Source organism: Pirellulales bacterium, assembly GCA_036499395.1.
Taxonomy (GTDB): domain Bacteria; phylum Planctomycetota; class Planctomycetia; order Pirellulales; family JACPPG01; genus JACPPG01.
In genome coordinates this window covers 158,239-176,557 of sequence record DASYDW010000100.1, presented here as the reverse complement: position 1 = coordinate 176,557, position 18,319 = coordinate 158,239, and the positions used below count along the sequence as shown (strand labels likewise).

Genomic DNA, 18,319 nt, shown 5'->3' with positions numbered 1-18,319 from the left:
GTCGGCGAGCGGCGAGCTCCAAAATCATCCCGAGGCGCAGATCAAGCTGCCGTGGGTCAGGCGACTCCAAAACTTCATTCCTCTAACCCCTCAAAGGACTTTCCGGAAGCTCAACCCGACCCACGGCGGCAGCGCCCAAATCTTTTTCATATTCCCGTGGCCTTTCCGCGCGCGCTCATCTTTTTCATTGAGCTTGCGTTCCGCTTTCTCCGTTTCTAAACGGCCCCAGCCGACTGTCAGCCGCCCCCTCTTTCCCTTCCGGGCCAGAAGATTCCCGCCACAGAGTTCACCGAGGCCGCAGAGAATTCTCTAGGCACAGTTCCCTAACTTTCTCTTGGTGCCTTTTCGCGTTTTTCGTGGCCGGATTTTCTAAGAAGCTATTTCAAAACCGGAGTTAATTCAGTAGTATCCCGCCGTCGCGTATAGCAAGGAGGCCTACGCATGGCAGAGCTAGTGTCGGATGAACTGTGGGCGCAGATCGAACCACTATTGCCACCGGAACCCGAGCCGTCGCTCTTGGGCGGACGACCGCGGGTGACGAATCGCCAGACGCTGACGGGCATCGTGTTTGTGCTCAGGACTGGGATTCCGTGGCAATCGCTACCGACCGAAATGAATTGCGGCAGTGGCAGTACTTGCTGGCGTCGGTTTGCAGAATGGACCGAACTGGAAGTCTGGTCGAAGCTGCACACGATGCTGCTGGGACAACTGGGCCACGCCGGCGCGATCAATCTCGAACGGGCCGTGATCGACAGCGCCAGCGTCCGCGCAGTTTTTGGGGGGCGCACACGGGGCCGAACCCGACGGACCGTGCGAAAGCCGGCTGTAAGCGGCATGTGCTGACCGATGCGGCGGGCATTCCTCTGGTGGTCAAGACCACGCCGGCCAATACCCGCGACGACCAGGTCGCGCTGCCGTTGCTGGTCAATATGCCCCCCATAGCTGGGCCACGAGGCCGACCACGCACCAAGCCCAGGGCCTTGCAAGGTGATGCCGGATACGGTTCGGCGGCGCTGGCTGACCTCGTGAAATGGCTGGGGATCAAACCGATCCTGACGCCGCTCGGAAAATCGCGTCCCCACGGCAGCGGTCTCGGGAAGACGCGCTACGTCGTCGAGCGCACACTCAGCTGGTTTGGCAACTTCCGAAGACTGAAGCTGTGCTACGAACGATACGGAACGCACTTCCAAGCCTTTCATGAGTTGGCCGCAGCAATCCTCTGCGCAAATCGTTGTGCCCAATTGAAAACCACGTTTTGAAACAGCTTCTAAGTACTTGTAGGGTGTGTCCTCGACACACCATTCTTCTGATCTCTGGCTTCTAATCTGCGAAAATCGGCGCAATCTGCGGATCAATAAAAAAGAAGGTGCGTCACAGACGCACCGTACCTCAGGCCGGAAGAAAACCCTCGCTGGCGCTGCGGGATAGTGTGTTTGCCCCCCATCTTTGAATCGCCGGGCGAAAACGCCTTTCCCGTTCATCACTCATCACTTCGCATTCCGCGCTCCGCGCTCCCGCATTCCCCATTCCGCCCTCTGCATTTCCTCCACTGCCCTCTGTCGGCCGCCAGCCCCCCGCCCCCAGAGTTGAACAACCCGCCCCCCCCTCCTATCATGACGGGAGACGATCCCGACCCTAAAAAAGCATCTCCGGCATGCGTTGGCCCATCCGTTACCAGATTCTGCTGCCGTTTGCCGGAATGATGTTGGCGGCGGTGCTCAGCGTCAGTTTGCTGAACGCCTATTGGGCGGCCGCCCGTTCGCAGCGGCAGATTGAAGAGCAGTTACGCAGTGTCGCTCGTACCTATCTGACCTCGACCTTTCCCGTAACGGCCAATGTGCTCGAACAGATGCACGGGCTGTCGGGCGCCGAGTTCATCCTCTTTGACACGGCCGGCACGCGGGTCGCCACGAATGCCCTGACCAAAAGCGGTATCGACTTTGCCCAACTCCCCCCGGCCGAACTGGTGATCAACCAGTGGCAGGACTTGCGGCTCGGCCCGATCATCACTCTTGGCAACGAGCGATTTTTTCACGTCGCATTGCGGGCCAACCGCCGTTCGGTTTCCGAGACCACAAGCCTGCTGCACGTCCTCTATCCCGAGCGCGAGCTGCGCGAATTACGCCGGCAAGCCGCGCTCCCTCCGCTGGTCGTGGGCGGCGTGGCACTGGTTCTGTGTGTGGCCGTGGCGAGTTGGATTGCTCGCAAGCTCAGTTTGCCGCTGGTCGAGGTTCGCACGCAGGTCGGTCGTCTGGCCGAAGGAGATTTCCGCCCGTTGCCCATCCCCGCGCGCAATGACGAGGTGCGGGACGTCGCAATCAGCGTCAACGAACTCGCCCGCCAGCTCGATGAACTGCGGCGGGCCATTGCGCGGTCTGAGCGATTGTCGGTCCTGGGCCGACTCAGCGGCGGCCTGGCACACCATCTAAGAAATGACGTGACCGGCGCGCTGATGGCCGTACAGATGCACCGCCGCAATTGCCACACGGCAGATCAAGAAAGCTTGGACGTCGCGCTGCGGCAGTTGCGATTGATCGAAGACCATTTGAAGCGTTTCCTCGCGGCCGGCCAACCCGAGCGTCCACGTCGCGCCGTGTTCGATCCTCGCGAGTTGGTGGCAGAGCTCGTGGCATTGTTGATGCCCACAGCACAGCACCATCGCGTTGAGTTGGCGTGCGCCGTGCCGAGTGCTCCCTTGGCGCTTGATGCCGATCGCGATCAGTTGCGTCAGGCTTTGATGAACCTGATGCTCAACGCGCTCGAGGCGATCGGCAAAGAGGGCTGGGTGCGGGTCGAAATCCTGGCCGACGCCGCGAACGTGCGTCTGCGCGTGCTCGACAATGGCCCGGGCTTGGCGCCCGAAGTCTCTCAACGTATTGGCGAAGCTTTTCAAACCACAAAGCCCGAAGGGGTCGGCCTCGGCCTGGCCGTCGCCCGCCAGGTGGTCGAAGGGCATGGCGGCCACTTACGTTACACGCGCACCGAAAGCGCAACCTGTTTCGAACTTCTGTTGCCGGCCGGCGACCAACCGCCGCCCCCTGCCCCCGCGGGGACCATCATGCGTGACGTGCCCGCGGGAACCTCCCTCAATCGCACGAGTTCATCATGAGTCATATCCTGATCGTCGATGACGAAGAAAGCATCTGCTGGGCCTTGCGTCGGCTGCTGACCGAAAGCGGTCATCGCGTGACCGTGGCTTCGTCGGCCGAAGAGGCTTTCGAGCAAGTCGGCCGCGATGCGCCGCATTTGATGATGCTCGACATCCGCCTTCCCGGCATGGACGGGCTCGAAGCGCTCGATCGTCTGCGGCGTCTGATGCCGGACCTGCCGATCGTGATCATGACCGCCTTCGGCAGCCTGGCCACGGCCGTTCGCGCGCTTGGGCACGGAGCGTTTGATTATCTCGTCAAGCCGTTCGATCTGGACCAGGCTTCGGCCGTCGTCGCGCGCGCCATGGCGCGACCGATCGAAGTCGCACCGGTGGCAGCGGCCAATGCGCCAGCGGCCATCGAGGATGAACTGCTCGGTCGCAGCCCGGCAATGCAAGAAGTCTTCAAACGCATCGCCCTGGTCGCGCGCACCGACGCTTCGGTCCTGATCACCGGCGAGAGCGGCACCGGCAAGGAACTCGTGGCGCGAGCGATTCAACGCCATTCGTTGCGTGCAGCATCGCCGCTGGTGCCCGTGAATCTCGCGGCGCTCAGCCCGACGTTGGTCGAAAGTGAATTGTTCGGCCATGCCCGCGGCGCGTTCACAGGCGCCGCGGGCGATCGGCAAGGACTGCTCGAGTTGGCCGACGGCGGAACGGTGTTTTTCGACGAGGCGGGCGACATTCCCGCCAACGTGCAAGTCAAGCTGTTGCGCGTGCTCGAGCAAGACGAGGTCACACCGGTCGGCGCGACCGAAGCGCGGGCGAGCAAGTTCCGTGTCATCGCGGCCACCAACCGCGACTTGCGCAGCGAAATCGTCCGCGGTAATTTCCGCGAAGACCTTTATTTCCGGTTGGCCGTCTTCGAGATTCCGCTCCCCCCGTTGCGCGACCGCGTGGAAGATATTCCGCTGTTGGCTGAGCGCTTCCTCGCCGCCAGCCAGCCGCACGATGCCAAGGCGCGATTCACCGAGGCCGCGATCGAAGAGCTATGCCGCCGCCCCTGGCCCGGCAACGTGCGCGAACTGCGCAACGCCGTCGAGCACGCCGTGATCCTGGCGCGCGGCAACGCAATCGGCCCCGAGTATTTCCCCTCAGCACTCGATCTCGACAATCCGCAGTCCGATGTCGGCACGATCACCAGCCTGATCCGACGCTGGGCCGAGCAACAGTATCGCGATTCGCAAGGAATCGAAGATCTGTACGAGCGGTTGCTTGAACTGGTTGAACCACCCTTGTTGGAGGTCGCCATGCGGACGCATCACGGCCAGCGTATGTCGGCCGCCCGCAGCCTGGGCTTGCACCGCGCCACGCTGCGCAAAAAGCTCGAACACTTCGGCGTCAGCAACGATTGAGTCGTGCCTGGTTCGCGTATGTTGACGAGGGCGGAAATCATCACACAGCCCCCACTCCGCCGCGGCGTCCCCGTGGGCTAAGGTTTCTCTTGGGCAGGTCTTCGTTTCTCGCTGATCGCATGGGAGTTCACGCCGCGTGACCGACACGTATCACGATCACGATGTCATCTTCGAGATGGCTACCAGCAACCTGCGCTTCGGCACAGGAGCCACGGCCGAGGTCGGCATGGACCTGACAGATATGCAGGCGCGCCGCGTGCTAGTCATGACCGACGCGCGCATGGCCCGGCTGCCGCCGGTGGCCAAGGTGTGCGAATCGCTCGAGCGCGAGCGGATTCAGTTCGACTTGTTCGACCGCGTTCGCGTCGAGCCCACCGATGAATCGTTTCAAGAGGCGATCAGCCTGGCCACGGCCGGCGATTTCGACGCGTTCGTCGCCGTCGGCGGTGGATCGACGATCGACACCGCCAAGGCCGCGAATCTGTACGCCACTTATCCCGCGGAATTGCTGACCTACGTCAACGCGCCGATCGGTCGCGCGCGGCCCGTGCCCGGTCCGCTGAAGCCGCTCATCGCGATTCCCACCACCGCCGGCACCGGCAGCGAAACGACGGGTGTTGCGATCTTCGACCTGCAGGCCACCCACGCCAAGGCCGGCATCGCCCACCGGCGGCTGAAGCCGACGCTCGGCATCGTCGACCCCGACAACACCCGCACACAGCCGCCGCTGGTGGCCGCCTCGTGCGGGCTGGACGTGTTATGCCATGCGTTGGAAAGCTTCACCGCCATTCCGTTTGACAGCCGCCCACGTCCCGAACGCCCCAACTTGCGGCCCGCCTACCAAGGGGCGAATCCGGTCAGCGATATCTGGTCGCTGCGCGCTTTGGAACTGACATCCCGCTACCTGCCACGCGCTTGCAATGGCGCAGATGATGAAGAAGCACGGTGGAACATGCTGCTGGCCAGCAGCTATGCGGGCATGGGTTTTGGCAATGCCGGTGTGCATCTGTGTCACGGCATGTCGTATCCCGTCAGTGGCATGGTGCGCGATTATCACCCGCCGGGATATCCGGACGATCATGCCCTGGTGCCGCACGGCATCTCGGTGATTCTCACCGCGCCGGCCGTCTTCCGCTTTACCGGTCCGGCTTCGCCCGAGCGTCACTTGCGCGCCGCCGAAGTCCTCGGTGCACCCGTCTCGGGCGTCAAAGGCGCAGACGCAGGCGAAGTCTTGGCCGATCGGCTCGTCGAGCTGATGCGCGAATTGCAACTCCCAAACGGCCTCGCCGCGATCGGTTTCACGTCGGCCGATATCCCCGCGCTCGCCAAGGGGGCCGTGATGCAACATCGCGTGACCAAGCTCTCACCACGCCCGGCCGGCGAAGACGACCTGGCGAAGCTCTTCGAAGCCTCGCTGAAGATTTGGTAGACGTAGGGTGCCCTGTGGGCACCGCATTGACCGTGTGTCGTTCATGGTGCTCAAAGAGCACCCTACAAGAAATCATTCCGCAGCAAAGGCCCGGAACGTTGGCTCGTCGACAAAAACCGCCTCGCGCGTCAATTGCATCATCACGTCGGTTTCCGGCCAAGACAGCGCGGTCAAGAATTGATCGAACGCCTCGGGTGGGCACGATCCTTTGACATCGACAAACAGCAGCCGCTCGTCACGATCGTACAACACGCCGTCCAACTGCCACGCGTTGTTAGCCGACGACGATACCCACACGAACGAGCCATCAGGCTCGATGAACAGACGCGGCAATTGTGCGAGCGCGGCCGACGCCTCTTCGAACGTCACGCGAAAGCAGGTCGAGAGCGCCTCTTGCGGCACCGCGAGCGTGACAATCGTTCGCCCGGCGATCTCGATCGAGGCGGCCGGTTTAGCTTCGACGGGGCGAGCGTGCAGTGTGATATGAAACTTGTACATCCGCGCCCCCCCCTGCTCTGCCGTTATTCGTGGTCGGTGGCCGGAGGGAGAATTTCGCCGCTCAACCAGTCGAGATACGCCTGGCTCCCCGCGACGACCGGCGTCGCCAGAATCTCGGGCACGTCATAAGTATGTAATTCGCGAATCGCTTTTTCCACGAGTTCGTACAGCCCGTGGCGCGTCTTCGCCACGCACTGCCACTCGTCGGATGTTTGAATGCGCCCTTCCCAACGAAAGGTACTGGTGATGGGCCCCAGCACTTGCACACAGCCTGCCAAGCGGCGCTCGACAAGCGCCGCGGCAATCCGCTGAGCTTCGTCCTTGGTCGCGGTCGTCGTGACAATTTGCAGGAAGTCGAGCATGGAAACCTCGGGGACGCTTCCCTCTCATCCTACCCTTTCACCCGCATCGGCGAAGGGTTTGAATTGCTGCTCAGAGGGCACGATCGATTAACACAATCCCGCGGCCCGCCGCACGGCATCGATGACCTTCATGTTCGCCAGACCGTCTTCGGCCGGTTCGAGCAATCGACCGGCCGCGACACTGGCGCAAAAACATTCGATCTGTCCCACGTACTGGTCGCTGACCGGAAAGCGGATCGTATCGGTCGCTTCACCGTGCCGATAGACAAGCTCAGTCTCCGGCGGCGGCAGCACCCCTTCCGGCAGTTCCAAAGCACCGGCCGTGCCCACGATTTCGATTCGATTGCGATAAGGGCATTCGAAGCTGCAATCCAGCAGCGCCACGACCCCGTGCGGAAACCGAAGCTGCATCGCCAGCGTCATGTCCACGCCCGACGTGTAGCGCTGCGCATGAGCATGAATCTCGACCGGCTCGGAGCCAGTGAATAACCTCGCGGCGTTGATGCCATAGCAACCAATATCGAAAATCGCGCCCCCCGCTCGCTGCGGATCGAGCCGCCAATCGGTGCGATCGATGTCGAACGAAAAATCCATCTTCACCAGACGCAACTCGCCCAGTTGACCACCAGCCAGCATCTTGCGGGCGTGCGCCACGCGCGACTGGTGGCGCCACATGAACGCCTCGTGCAAGATCACGCCGTGCCGCCGGCAACCGTCGACCATCTCCTGTGCCTCGGCGACGTCGAGCGCCAACGGCTTCTCGCACAGCACATGCTTACCGGCCTGCGCCGCGGCCAACACCCACGGCTTGTGCAGCTCGTTGGGGAGCGGAATATAGACCGCGTCGATCGCCGGATCCGCGATCAGCGCCGCGTACGAATCATGCACCGTCGGAATGTGGTACTCGTCGGCCCAGGCCCGTGCGGTTTGTTGATCGCGACTGGCAATCGCCGCGAGCTTCGCCGAGGGAGCCGCATCAAGCGCGGCAGCAATGGCCCGGCGAACGATCCGGGCACAGCCAAGAATGCCGAAATTCAAAGGTCTTGTCATGACCCAGAATTTAGCAAGCCTTCCGCGATTGTGAAGCAGGCGGAAGGGTGGTCCCGAACGACGGCCGCGTGTCAGACACGCTGGCGATTGAATCTGCCGGGCACGCGTGATCTCAAAGAGGCCGGTGGGAGTCGAACCCACTTAAACCGGGTTGCAGCCGGTTGCCGGGCCGTCTGGCTCCAGCCTCATGGTGTCGTTCATCGCTGAACTGGACGTAGGGTTAGATCGGTTGTCCGTGGCGTGCGGCTTAACTTCCGAGTAACAAATTCTGTCCGACAAACTCTGCCCTGTTTCCCACGCCACCGGCGCGTAGTTCCCGCCTTAAGCCAGACTACAATGGGTCGTAGCAGGTTCACCCGGTTTCGGAACAGGCGTGAAATGAATCAAGATTGTCCCCGTCTGCAACTCGTACTTTGGCTGGGCGTCGCCCTCGGCCTGGCGTCGCTCGCCGGCTGCTCGCGGGCGCCCCAGGCCGCGGCCGCGCACGATGCCGTGTCCCCAGAACTTGCCGAGGGGCCGGTGCCTGACGAAGGGCAAGTCACGCCGACTGCCGCGGGGCTGCAAGCCATCTCGCCCATCTATCACGTCGACCGCATCTACAAGTCGATGACCGGTCCGTGGAGTAGTCGCCAATTGCGATCGCTCGATGCTACCAAGCCGGAATTGGTCTGGATCACCGGCAGTAGCGTGCAGATGGTTGCCGCAGATGGCGTGACGCCAATGCCCGAGCAGTTCATGTGTCACACGAACTTCGATTTCGACGGCGACTGGCACAACGACCTGTTCCAGTCCACGACGCCGCTCGACGGGCGCCTGTTCACGCTATCACAGGGACAACTGTCGGTGCAGTTTCCGCCGGGATTCGGCATTCCCGTCATGTCCAACGAGATCATCGACCTGTCGACTCAGGTCATCAATCTGAACGTCAAGGACCGCGCCTTCGACGTCCGGCACAAGGTTGATATCAGCTTCGTCCGCAATGATGCCGCAAGCGGCGCGATGAAACCGCTGTACGAGCGGGCCCTGATGGGCATGGTTTCGCTCGAAGGGCGCGGGCTGGTTCCCGACCAAAAAGAAACTAGCACCGCGGCAGAACTCCTCCACGCAGCGCACGGCCCGTGCCTATCGTGCTGCGTCCCGGGCATGACGGCCGTCACCGGCTATGAACACAGCGACACGCTCGGGCAGCGATTCTCGACGCATTGGATCATCAAACCGGGGCGCGAAGAGAATCACACCCGGGTCACGAAGATGATGGCCCTGCCGTTCGACACCACGCTGCACTTCCTCGCGGTACACATCCACCCATTCGCCGAATCGCTCGAATTGCGCGACGTGACGGCTGACCAGAGCTTGTTCAAAAGCCACGTCCGCAATGTGTCCGAGGGGATCGGCGTGGCGGACGTCGAATACTTCACAAGCGCCGCGGGAATCCCGGTCTACCGGGATCACGAGTACGAGTTGGTCAGCATCTACAACAACACCACGGCCGAGGATCAGGACTCGATGGCCGTGATGTACGCGTATTTCCTGGACCAGAATTATCGTGGTCCGGATACATCGCTCGCTCAGGTGCATCGCGAAACCGGCACACTCGACGGCGAACTGGACGACACGGTGCAAGCGTTCAACGCCGCCACCAGTCCAGCCACGAGCGCCGGACCGATCTGCAACGCCGAAAAGAAGTAGGTCGGCAGCCAGCGTTTCTTTGCCAGCCGCTTACCACAATCCGTATGCCGCCGTCGATCGGGACGGTGCCATCGGCACGACGATCGTCGCCGAGTTCACTCCGCGCCACTCGGTGCTGTACGGAGAGTTCGATGTCCACATCGGCGAATAATTGCCGGTGAACGGCGTCGGGCTGACGGTCGGACGCGAATTCGAATATCCGAACCAGCGCTGCGCGGCCAATCGTGCCTGGCGTTGATCCGCCTCGAATTCGGCGCGCCGCCGCACGGCCGCCTGCGGATCGCTATAACGGCGCAGCGACTGCTGATAGAGCCACATCTCGGACGTCGGCGTCAATTGACCGAGCGAGAATTCCTGATCGGCCGTCGTGGCTTTCGTGCGCAGCGGGCGCGGTTCCGGATGCGGCCGTGAGTCCGGGTCCTGCGCACGGGCCGCGGCCGGCGCCAGCAGAGCGAATGCCACGATCGCTGCTAAACGAATCTTCATGCCAATCGCTCCTCGATGGAAATCGAGCTTGATGTGTGCCCGCGCCGCCGGGCTTCGCGCACGACCGCACCGCGCCTGTGAAGGATCGATGCGCAGCCTGGGCCCCTCGCAGGGCGAACGGCCGGCGCATCGCGCGGTGCCTGGGTCATGGTCGTCGCGAAACGAAGCGCACAGGCGGCGGGTCGCGCTGGTGCGCCAAAGGCAGGGAACGCTAGGACGCCCCCTGCAAGTCTGTTCGACCGCCGGAGGCTTGCGGGTTTAGCTGGATTTGTCCGCGTTTGTCAGTCGCAGCGGTACTTCGGAAAACAGAGCGTCCCTCCGGACGCTGCTGGCACCGGCGCGTGCTAGCTGTCCGCCGGCCGTTATGAACGACTTGTACTCCGCCGCGCCACCGCTGACGACCAGCACATAGACTAGCTTGCCGCTGCGCCATACGGACATCGCCTTGCCGCCGGTCGGCGGATACGGCTCGTCCGGAGGCTGCGACAGCAGCTCGCCAATTTGAAGCGCCTCGTACCCCGCGTCCGCATCAATGACGTACAACGTGGCCCGGGCTTTCGCACTGCGCAACTGATAAGCCACGCCGCGCCGTCCCAGGAAGTCCTTCACACGCCGCCACGACGTCGGCTGTACGGCCAACGACTTCCAAGGCGCGTAGCCCGTCGGCGGCTTTTCGAGATTCACCGGTTGCTGATCGATCGCGTCCTCGTTGACGTTCAACAAAGAAACGCGGGTGAGAATCTCGTCGGGCCCTAGCAAATGGGCCGACGAGGGATAAACCAGCCAGCCGATCACCGCGACGAGACAAACCGCGGCCAGCGCGCCCAGTCCGGCCCGCGAGCGTTTAGGAAACGCACGACCTTCTTTCGCAGGGCGCTCGCTATCCTCGAACACGACTTCCTCGGCGCTCGTGTTCCGCCCTTCGGCATCGGCGGGTAATCGCTCGGAAGATTTCCCTCTTCGAGGAGCACTGTCCCCAGAAGCACCGCCCGCGGAAATCTTGTCGGTCGATGTGCCGTCTGGAACCGAAAGGGGCGGAAGCTCGCTGACGCCGCTGTCTCCCGTAGCGCCGCTGCCGATCGCCGCGATGCGCTTTCTAGCGGCCGCTTCCAGCGCCCCTAACAATCTCTCGACCGAACCGGCAGGCACCGGCAAATCCTGCATGACATCGCCGATCGTGGCGTCCAATCGCTGGCTGCGCTGCAGCGTGCTACGCACGCGCGCGTCACGTCGACTCCGTTCCGCGAGCGGAGCGAACTCCGGCTGCGACATGTCGTCGCTAGCCGGGCGCACGGCGTCAATCCATTCCGAGGTTTGCTGGTCCACGGTCCGTTTATCTTCCATGTGTCTACTCGATCGGCAACTTTAGCCGTGGCTTACGTCGTCTCGCGCGAGACCGGCACGCGTTCCGGCTCTGGGCCGCGGCTTCCCGCGGCCTGCAACTCCAACTCGAACAAGCGCCCCCGCAGTTGCCCCTTGGCCCGCGACAGCCGGCTCATCACAGTCCCCAGCGGGATACCCAACCGCTCGGCGATGTCGCGATACGAACACTCCTCGAAATAGAACATCAACAACACCAACTTGAATTCATCCGCTAGCGCGTCGAGTGCCGCCTGCAATCGCTCTCGATCGACGGCGCTTTCGACCGCGCCTGCGGCCGGAATCTCGTTGACGTTCAATTCCACGCTGGCCGCTGTTTGCGGGGCTCGACGCCGCCGCGACTTCAAGTAGCAATTACGCAGGATCGTGAACAACCACGCGCGGGCCGTCTCGCTCGAACGCAATTGCGCGAGCTTGACCTGCGCCGCCAGAAACGTCTGCTGCGTCAAGTCCTCGGCATCCGCGACCGAACCCGCCAGACGGTACGCGTACCGGTAGACGTCCGCATGGTGATCCACGACCAGCCTTGCGATTTCCAGCACCACTGGGCCATCCGCCATGACTCACCCCTTCGACAGACCCGTTTCGAGCCTCGTTTATTCCCGCGCGCCGCCCCGATTTCCATAAACATCTCTCCCTCGTCGCGCGCTTCCACAGCACGAAGCGTCGGAAAGTGGATGCAGGAAATCGTGGAATCGGGATCGCAGAGCCGCCACGCTGCGTCCCCACCGAAAGAGAATTCTCATTTCATTGTAGCGAAACGGGAATAAACGCCCACTACTTGCGCATCTACTCGCTAATAGGCGGAAGCGACAGACGGGCCGCACGTCGCGCGCTCGACGCAAAAATCCGTAATTACGAATGAACGAAAGGTAGAACAATGAAGAAGCTGGGTATTTTGGCACTGTTGGTGGCAGCACTCGGTTCGGCGGTCGTAGGCTGCGAACCGGCCAAGAAGAAGACCGAAGCGCCGAAGGCCGCTGAAACCGCCGCGCCGGCTGAAACCCCCGCCGCCGAGGCTCCGAAGACCGAGGCTCCGGCCGAAGCCCCTAAGTAGTCAGGTAAAATCGCCAGCCGGAAACGGCTGGATTTGATTTCGGAGAATGCCGTTTGCATGGCAACGGCAAGAATCCACGGGGAGAGGTCCGCCCGACAGGCGACCTCTCCCCTTTTTATTGCGCTCCCTCAATTGCGATTCCTTAACTGAACGGTCGGTTTCTGCGACTACGGTTGGGCGACACGTCACCCGGGTGCTTGACGACCGCCTTGCCGGCAGCCGAAAATTGTCCCGGCATTCCCGCCCAACCGATTTTCCCGCCCCCACCAGACTTCACGCCCCTGGCCTACGCAGATAAGGACCCACAGCCATGACCGATCGGTTCACATTTCGCCGCCTGAAGAAACCCCTGGCAGTCGTCGCCCTGTTGGCGCTCGTCACAGTCACTGGCGCCTTAAAGGCCAAGGAATACATCAGTGGCAAAGTTTGGCCTGAACCGAAGATTGTCGAGCCGGGCTCGGTCGGTGGTCCGCCGGCCGATGCGATCGTGCTCTTCGGCGGAAAGGATCTCACAGCCTGGGAGGGGGGCGATAAGTGGGAAATCGCCGACGGCGTCGCCACGGCCAAGGGGGGCGGCATCACCACCAAGCAACCTTTCGGCGATTGCCAGTTGCACGTCGAATGGGCTGAACCCTCGGTCGTCACCGGATCAGGCCAGGGACGCGGCAACAGCGGCGTCTATCTGCAGGGGAACTACGAGGTGCAGATCCTCGATTCGTACGACAACAAAACCTACTTCGACGGCCAGTGTGGCTCGGTTTACAAGCAGACACCGCCGCTGGTGAACGTCTGCCGCAAGCCGGGCGAGTGGCAATCGTACGACATCATCTTCGAGGCTCCGAAGTTCGACGCGTCGGGCAATCTGACCAAGCCCGCCTTCATCACGGCCCTGCAAAACGGTGTGCTGATCCTGAATCACTTCCAGGTCGAAGGCGCCTCGGCCTGGGACGCCCCGCCGAAGTACACCGCGCACGAGCCGAAGCTGCCGTTGTCGATCCAGTTTCACGGCAATCCGGTCCGCTTCCGCAACCTTTGGATCCGCGAGCTTTAGTCGACCGTCTGCTCATCTCACGTGGCGCGCGGTAGATCCCAATAGCCAAGCTCCGCACTGCCAGTCGCGCGCGACGCGCTGCGTAGAATGCTCGCGCGCTCTGCCCCCCAGGTGGCCGAAGTTTTCTTGCAATAGGGAGGGCTTACTCCTACCATCCTGGAAATCGCCGGGGCGATTCCTTAGAGAACTTCTCATGCAGTAAGACGGTAAGACACCGTTACAAAGCGTTTGGGATAACGAACAACCAGAGGGGCGCGACGGCATGCCATTTCCCAAACGATCTCACCAGCGCGTGAAGCCTCGCTTTGGTGGCACCTCGCGCTCGATCGGTTTTGAGCCCCTCGAAGCGCGCCGCCTGCTGGCCGTCTTCAGCGCCAATAACGTCGGCAGCTTGATCGCCGACATTAACACCGCCAATACCAACGGCGACGCTTCGAACACGATCCACCTGGCCGCCGGCAGCTATACCCTAAGCGCCGCCACAGGCGAGCTGTTGATTCAGAACACGACGTCGCAGGTTAAGACGTTGAGCATCGTCGGCGCCGGGCCCGACCAGACCAAGATCGACGGCGCCGGTGCCACGCGCGTCATGGAGATCGAAGGCTCGGCCACCACGATGACCGTCGCGATCAAGAACCTGGCCCTGAATAACGGACTCGCCTCCGACGCCGGTCAAGCCGGCGGCACGGCAGCCATCGGCGGCGGGCTGCTGATCGATGGTGGGCAGGTCACGCTCAGTGGCGTCTCGATGGGCAGTAACCGCGCGATAGGCGCCGCTGGCTCGGCCGGCGCGCCCGGCGCCATTGATGGACAAAATGGACACGATGGGCAAAACGCCAGCGGCGGCGCGATCTACCTGGCCGGCGGCGTGCTTACGCTCAAGAACAATTCCAACGTTCACGACAATTTCACCCAAGGGGGAAGCGGCGGCGAGGGTGGCATCGGCGGTTTCCTCGGCAACACCGCGCAGGCAGGTGCGCAAGGTTCAGGCGGCGACGTCGGCGCGCCCGGTGAAGATCATTCCGACGTTCACACGATCCCCGGCGGCAACGGCGATGCCGGTGGTGATGGCCAGTCGGGCACTTCGGGAGCCAACGCCACGCGCGCCGCTGGCAAAGGGGGCGATGGCGGTCACGGCGGCAATGCCAATGGCGGTGGTATCTACGTCGCCAGTGGTCAGCTCAGCCTGCAAGACACGACGATCGTTTTCAATTCTACCTTCGCTGGTTCCGGTGGTCATGGTGGCGACGGCGCCGGTAGTTCACCTCTCGACGGCGGCGCGGGCGGCGGAGGTGGTGCAGGAGGTGACGGCGGAGCCGGCGGGCACGGCGGCCTGGGCGGACCGAAGAACATCCTCATGGGAGGCGACGGCAGCGGCCCCTTCGATGCCGGCTCGGGCGGCAGTGGCGGCTCGGGCGGAAAAGGTGCCTCGGGCGCGCAGGGTGGTAAGGGAGCCAAGGGTGCCGACGGTGGTGATGGCGGCGACGGTGGAAATGCACTCGGCGGCGGACTCTATGTCGCGTCAGGCAACGTGGCGATGCAATCCGGCGGCATCAATGTGAACTTCGCGTGGGGCGGCGCCGCAGGCGATGCCGGAGCAGGCGGAGATGGCGGTGGCGGCGGCGCAGGCGGCAGTGGCGGCGGCGGCGGAGAAGGAGGTGCTGGCGGGGAAATGGGCGGCTTCATCTCCACCAGCAGCGGCAACGGTGACGGCGGTGATGGCGGAGACGGCGGCGACGCGGCCGGCGCCGCCAGCGGCGGCGATGGTGGAGACGCGGGCGATGGTGGCACCGGCGGCAACGGCGGTCGCGCAGCAGGTGCCGGCTTATATGTCGCCGGCGGAACGTTCGTCATGACCGACGCGGCAATATTGGGCAACCCGGCGCGCGCGGGCCAGGGGGGCACGGGAGGCGAAGGAGGTGAAGGAGGCGCCGGAGCCGACGGCGGTGGTGGCGGCGAAGGAGCTCCCGGCGGTCACGGCGGTTTCGGCGGCGAAGATAACACCAGCGCCGACAACGCCGACGGTGGTAAAGGAGGCAGTGGCGGCGACGGATCGGATGGCGCCGACGGTGGCGGCGGCGGTGACGGCGGACATGGCGGCGCAGGCGGTTTCGGTGGCGATGCTCAAGGAGGCGCGCTTGCGATTGCCGCCGGCAGCGTGACGTTGAACAACGTCCAAATGCAAGACAACTCAGTCTATGGTGGGCAGGCCGGCGCGGGTGCGCTCGGCGGCGGCGGCGGTGATGGAGGAGGAGGCGGTGATGGTGGCGGCGGAGGATCGGGGGGCGATGGCGGCACCGCTGGTTCCACTTTCTACTATGGAAACTACGACGGGTCCGGCGGCGACGGCGGTGACGGTGGAAAGGGCGGAAACGGCGGCGGTGGTGGCGACGGAGGACAGGCCGGCATCAGCGGCGGCGGTGGTGGTGGCGGGAAAGCCCAAGGCGGAAGTATCTATCTAGCCGGCGGACAACTCAGCATCGGCGCTGGCACCGTCTACAGCGGCAATGTGAATGCCGGCGCAGGTGGAGTAGGAGCGCCCTTTGCCGTCGGCGGCGAAGCAGGCAAGGCCGGCGACAAGGGAGACGGCGGCCACGGTGGTGCGGGAGGCCTCAGCACTGAGCCTGGCGACGATGGAAACGACGGCGGCGACGGTGAAGATGGCGACGAGGGATCGGACGGCTCGCGCACAGGCCTGGGTCTCGATGGCAGCAATGGCGCGGCCAATGGCAGCGGCATCTACGTTGCCGGCGGCAGCGTCACGACATCATCGCCCGCCACGCACGGCACGGCCGCGACGACACCGTCGGGCGCGGTCTCGACAAACGGCCCCTTCACGGTCGAAGTTGACGCCGTGAATTCAAGCGGAGATGTCGACCCGACCTATAGCGGGCAGATTACGATCATGCTTGGAAACAATCCCAGCGGCGCGACCCTCTCGGGCACGCTCACCCTCACCGCCGTACACGGCGTCGCCACATTCACGGGCCTGTCACTTTCTAAGCCGGGCACGGGGTACACGCTGAATGTCACGATGGCCGGACTCGGCACGACAATGTCCGGCGCGTTCGACGTGGTTGCAGCGCCGCAGGTAGCGCAGGTCCTCGTCAACGGCACCAGTTGGCGCGGCCACGGCAATGGCGCCATCGTTCCGGCGGGCTTGAAAGAACTCAATCCTCTGCCCTGGCCCAACATCAATCAAATCGAGATCGTCTTTACTGCGAACGTAACGGTCACGCAGGCGAGCCTCGAACTATCAGGGCTCAACGGCGAGTACGCGACTTCAGGGTTCAGCTACAACGCGTCGACCTTCACTGCGACCTGGACGCTCGCTCATCCACTCAGTTCTGATCGTCTGAATATTCTGCTGCATTCGACCGGCCCCGCGGCCGTGACGGATGCACATGGCAATCCGCTCGATGGCGAATGGACGAGCGGCAGCCACACCTACCCCTCAGGCAACGGCGTCAGCGGGGGCGACTTCAATTTCGCCTTCAACGTGCTGAGCGGAGATGCCAATCAGGACGGCATCATCAACGCTCAGGATCTGGCACTGATCTCGTCAAACTGGCTGCACACCAGCAGCAGCGCCGACGTCAACGCCGATGGTATCGTCAACGCACAGGACCTGGCACTGATTTCCTCGCGCTGGCTCGCGACGCTGCCAGCCAGCGGCGCGGCACAAGTCACATCGAACGCCACGGTCACCCCACCAGTGCCGATCGCAAGCGTTGTGGGTCCGGTCGCAACAACAAGCGGCATTGCGAGTGGCGCGCTTCCAGCCGCCACGGTCGTGGAACCCCCGTTACGGTCTGTCGTGACGGCAACAGCAGTCAATTCTGATTCAGAGATCACGCCGGTCGCGTCCACAAGCATCGAAGCGATCTCAGTAAACGCGCCGACTGCGACGACGAACACCATCACCGTCGCGCTGCCCGCGTCGACGCCGGCTCTTGTGACCACGCCCACTGCTGAACATCTGGCCTCGTACATCGCAAACGCCAGCGGACCAAATCCCATTGCGGCAAGTGTTGATGGCGCACTTTCTACGGCAATCCCTATAAAAGCGACCGCACTATTCAATGTGGTGCCCAGTCGCGCTACCGGCCAGTCGCCCGCCACTTCAGGTGGTAAACGGGATACTCTCTCGGCATTCGAAGACGCGCATTACTGGTCGCTCGACGAGGACATTCTCGACGCACTGTTAGCCGCGCGACGAACGGGCCGCGGTTAGATGATTCGTTCACTAGAGTGTCAGGCGCGAATCGTTTTTAGCGTGCGCAGGGGGCAAGCTCGACTGAGAGCCTCGCTGATTGATACGGCAGAGCGCGAACCAGGCGATTATCCACAGCGCCAGAATGCCGATCGTTCCGACGAAACCTCGACGAATCATCTCGATCTGCGTCGGAGCGAGTTGCTCGGCGACCATCGCCATCATCGGCTCGCAACCATGCGCCGTAAGTCCAACTCCAATCGCTGTTTGTTCCCATTGAGTGACCGGCCACTCGGCGCAGACGCGCCACAATGGCGCCAGTAAAGCAATGAGGACGACGCAGTCGAGCATGGAAAAGCGGAACCAATGCGTCATCTTCCTGCGTGAATTGTGCATATTGCTTTTAGTCCTGCTACATAGAAGCCGGCCGTCGCGGATCGCAACGCAATCGCCTATTAGACGACCCGGGTAGGCAATTCGTTCCCACCGGCCATTCATAAATTTGCACTGATGCATGCCAGCCCGCTACAATGCGCGACGTCAGAATTCGTAAGCGGCGTACACAAAAACGCGCGACGAACGGGTTCGCCAAACAGAAGCC

Annotated in this window: 16 protein-coding genes and 1 tRNA gene; 9 read left to right on the top strand and 8 right to left on the bottom strand. The window is 62.9% G+C overall.

Annotated features, from left to right (window positions below; all coding sequences use genetic code 11):
- The 5 genes from VGN12_18885 to VGN12_18865 form a co-directional block, all read left to right on the top strand.
- Nucleotides 1-219: hypothetical protein (locus tag VGN12_18885; protein ID HEY4311521.1), on the top strand; the 219-nt coding region annotated here is incomplete at its 5' end.
- A 222-nt stretch (nt 220-441) separates the two neighbouring features.
- Nucleotides 442-1,259 (top strand): IS5 family transposase gene (locus VGN12_18880; protein ID HEY4311520.1). Its coding sequence is split into 2 segments (ribosomal slippage): nt 442-787 and nt 787-1,259, totalling 819 coding nucleotides; the frame shifts between segments, so codons are not numbered across the junction.
- Between the two features lie 395 nt (nt 1,260-1,654).
- Nucleotides 1,655-3,109: a HAMP domain-containing sensor histidine kinase gene (locus VGN12_18875; protein HEY4311519.1), complete on the top strand. Its 1,455-nt coding sequence runs from the start codon at nt 1,655-1,657 to the stop codon at nt 3,107-3,109.
- On the top strand, nt 3,106-4,503 hold the full coding sequence (locus VGN12_18870) for a sigma-54 dependent transcriptional regulator (protein ID HEY4311518.1): 1,398 nt from the start codon (nt 3,106-3,108) through the stop codon (nt 4,501-4,503). The genes VGN12_18875 and VGN12_18870 overlap by 4 nt, the downstream gene beginning before the upstream one ends.
- Before the next feature lie 136 nt (nt 4,504-4,639).
- The gene (locus VGN12_18865) at nt 4,640-5,932 is read left to right on the top strand and encodes a hydroxyacid-oxoacid transhydrogenase (GenBank protein HEY4311517.1); all 1,293 of its coding nucleotides are present in this window, start codon (nt 4,640-4,642) and stop codon (nt 5,930-5,932) included.
- 72 nt (nt 5,933-6,004) lie between these two features.
- On the opposite strand, the gene VGN12_18860 is transcribed toward VGN12_18865, so the two are convergent.
- The 4 genes from VGN12_18860 to VGN12_18845 all read right to left on the bottom strand — a co-directional run bounded on the left by VGN12_18860 (nt 6,005) and on the right by VGN12_18845 (nt 8,029).
- Nucleotides 6,005-6,430: a hypothetical protein gene (locus tag VGN12_18860; GenBank protein HEY4311516.1), complete on the bottom strand. Its 426-nt coding sequence runs from the start codon at nt 6,428-6,430 to the stop codon at nt 6,005-6,007.
- Nucleotides 6,431-6,453: 23 nt separating this feature from the next.
- Nucleotides 6,454-6,792, bottom strand: a complete 339-nt coding sequence (gene cutA / locus VGN12_18855) for a divalent-cation tolerance protein CutA (protein HEY4311515.1) — start codon at nt 6,790-6,792, stop codon at nt 6,454-6,456.
- A gap of 87 nt (nt 6,793-6,879) precedes the next feature.
- Nucleotides 6,880-7,842, bottom strand: coding sequence for a Gfo/Idh/MocA family oxidoreductase (locus tag VGN12_18850; GenBank protein HEY4311514.1), 963 nt, complete (start codon nt 7,840-7,842; stop codon nt 6,880-6,882).
- Between the two features lie 116 nt (nt 7,843-7,958).
- Nucleotides 7,959-8,029 (bottom strand) — tRNA-Cys (locus tag VGN12_18845).
- A gap of 191 nt (nt 8,030-8,220) precedes the next feature.
- Here VGN12_18845 and VGN12_18840 point away from each other — a divergent pair.
- Nucleotides 8,221-9,531, top strand: coding sequence for a hypothetical protein (locus VGN12_18840; protein HEY4311513.1), 1,311 nt, complete (start codon nt 8,221-8,223; stop codon nt 9,529-9,531).
- Nucleotides 9,532-9,561: 30 nt separating this feature from the next.
- Here the strand turns inward: VGN12_18840 and VGN12_18835 are convergent, their stop codons facing one another.
- The 3 genes from VGN12_18835 to VGN12_18825 all read right to left on the bottom strand — a co-directional run bounded on the left by VGN12_18835 (nt 9,562) and on the right by VGN12_18825 (nt 11,957).
- Nucleotides 9,562-10,017 (bottom strand): hypothetical protein, encoded by a 456-nt coding sequence (locus VGN12_18835; protein ID HEY4311512.1) that lies wholly within the window; start codon nt 10,015-10,017, stop codon nt 9,562-9,564.
- Between the two features lie 258 nt (nt 10,018-10,275).
- Nucleotides 10,276-11,361: a hypothetical protein gene (locus VGN12_18830; GenBank protein ID HEY4311511.1), complete on the bottom strand. Its 1,086-nt coding sequence runs from the start codon at nt 11,359-11,361 to the stop codon at nt 10,276-10,278.
- A 32-nt stretch (nt 11,362-11,393) separates the two neighbouring features.
- Complete coding sequence (locus VGN12_18825; GenBank protein HEY4311510.1) at nt 11,394-11,957, bottom strand: sigma-70 family RNA polymerase sigma factor; 564 nt, start codon at nt 11,955-11,957, stop codon at nt 11,394-11,396.
- Between the two features lie 320 nt (nt 11,958-12,277).
- Between VGN12_18825 and VGN12_18820 the strand changes: the two genes are divergently transcribed.
- The 3 genes from VGN12_18820 to VGN12_18810 all read left to right on the top strand — a co-directional run bounded on the left by VGN12_18820 (nt 12,278) and on the right by VGN12_18810 (nt 17,739).
- Nucleotides 12,278-12,454 (top strand): hypothetical protein, encoded by a 177-nt coding sequence (locus VGN12_18820; GenBank protein HEY4311509.1) that lies wholly within the window; start codon nt 12,278-12,280, stop codon nt 12,452-12,454.
- Between the two features lie 310 nt (nt 12,455-12,764).
- A complete protein-coding gene (locus tag VGN12_18815) occupies nt 12,765-13,505 on the top strand; it encodes a DUF1080 domain-containing protein (GenBank protein HEY4311508.1) in 741 nt (246 codons plus the stop codon).
- Between the two features lie 292 nt (nt 13,506-13,797).
- Complete coding sequence (locus VGN12_18810) at nt 13,798-17,739, top strand: dockerin type I domain-containing protein (protein HEY4311507.1); 3,942 nt, start codon at nt 13,798-13,800, stop codon at nt 17,737-17,739.
- A gap of 12 nt (nt 17,740-17,751) precedes the next feature.
- Here VGN12_18810 and VGN12_18805 read toward each other — a convergent pair whose 3' ends face one another.
- The gene (locus VGN12_18805; protein HEY4311506.1) at nt 17,752-18,234 is read right to left on the bottom strand and encodes a hypothetical protein; all 483 of its coding nucleotides are present in this window, start codon (nt 18,232-18,234) and stop codon (nt 17,752-17,754) included.
- Nucleotides 18,235-18,319 lie beyond the last annotated feature (85 nt).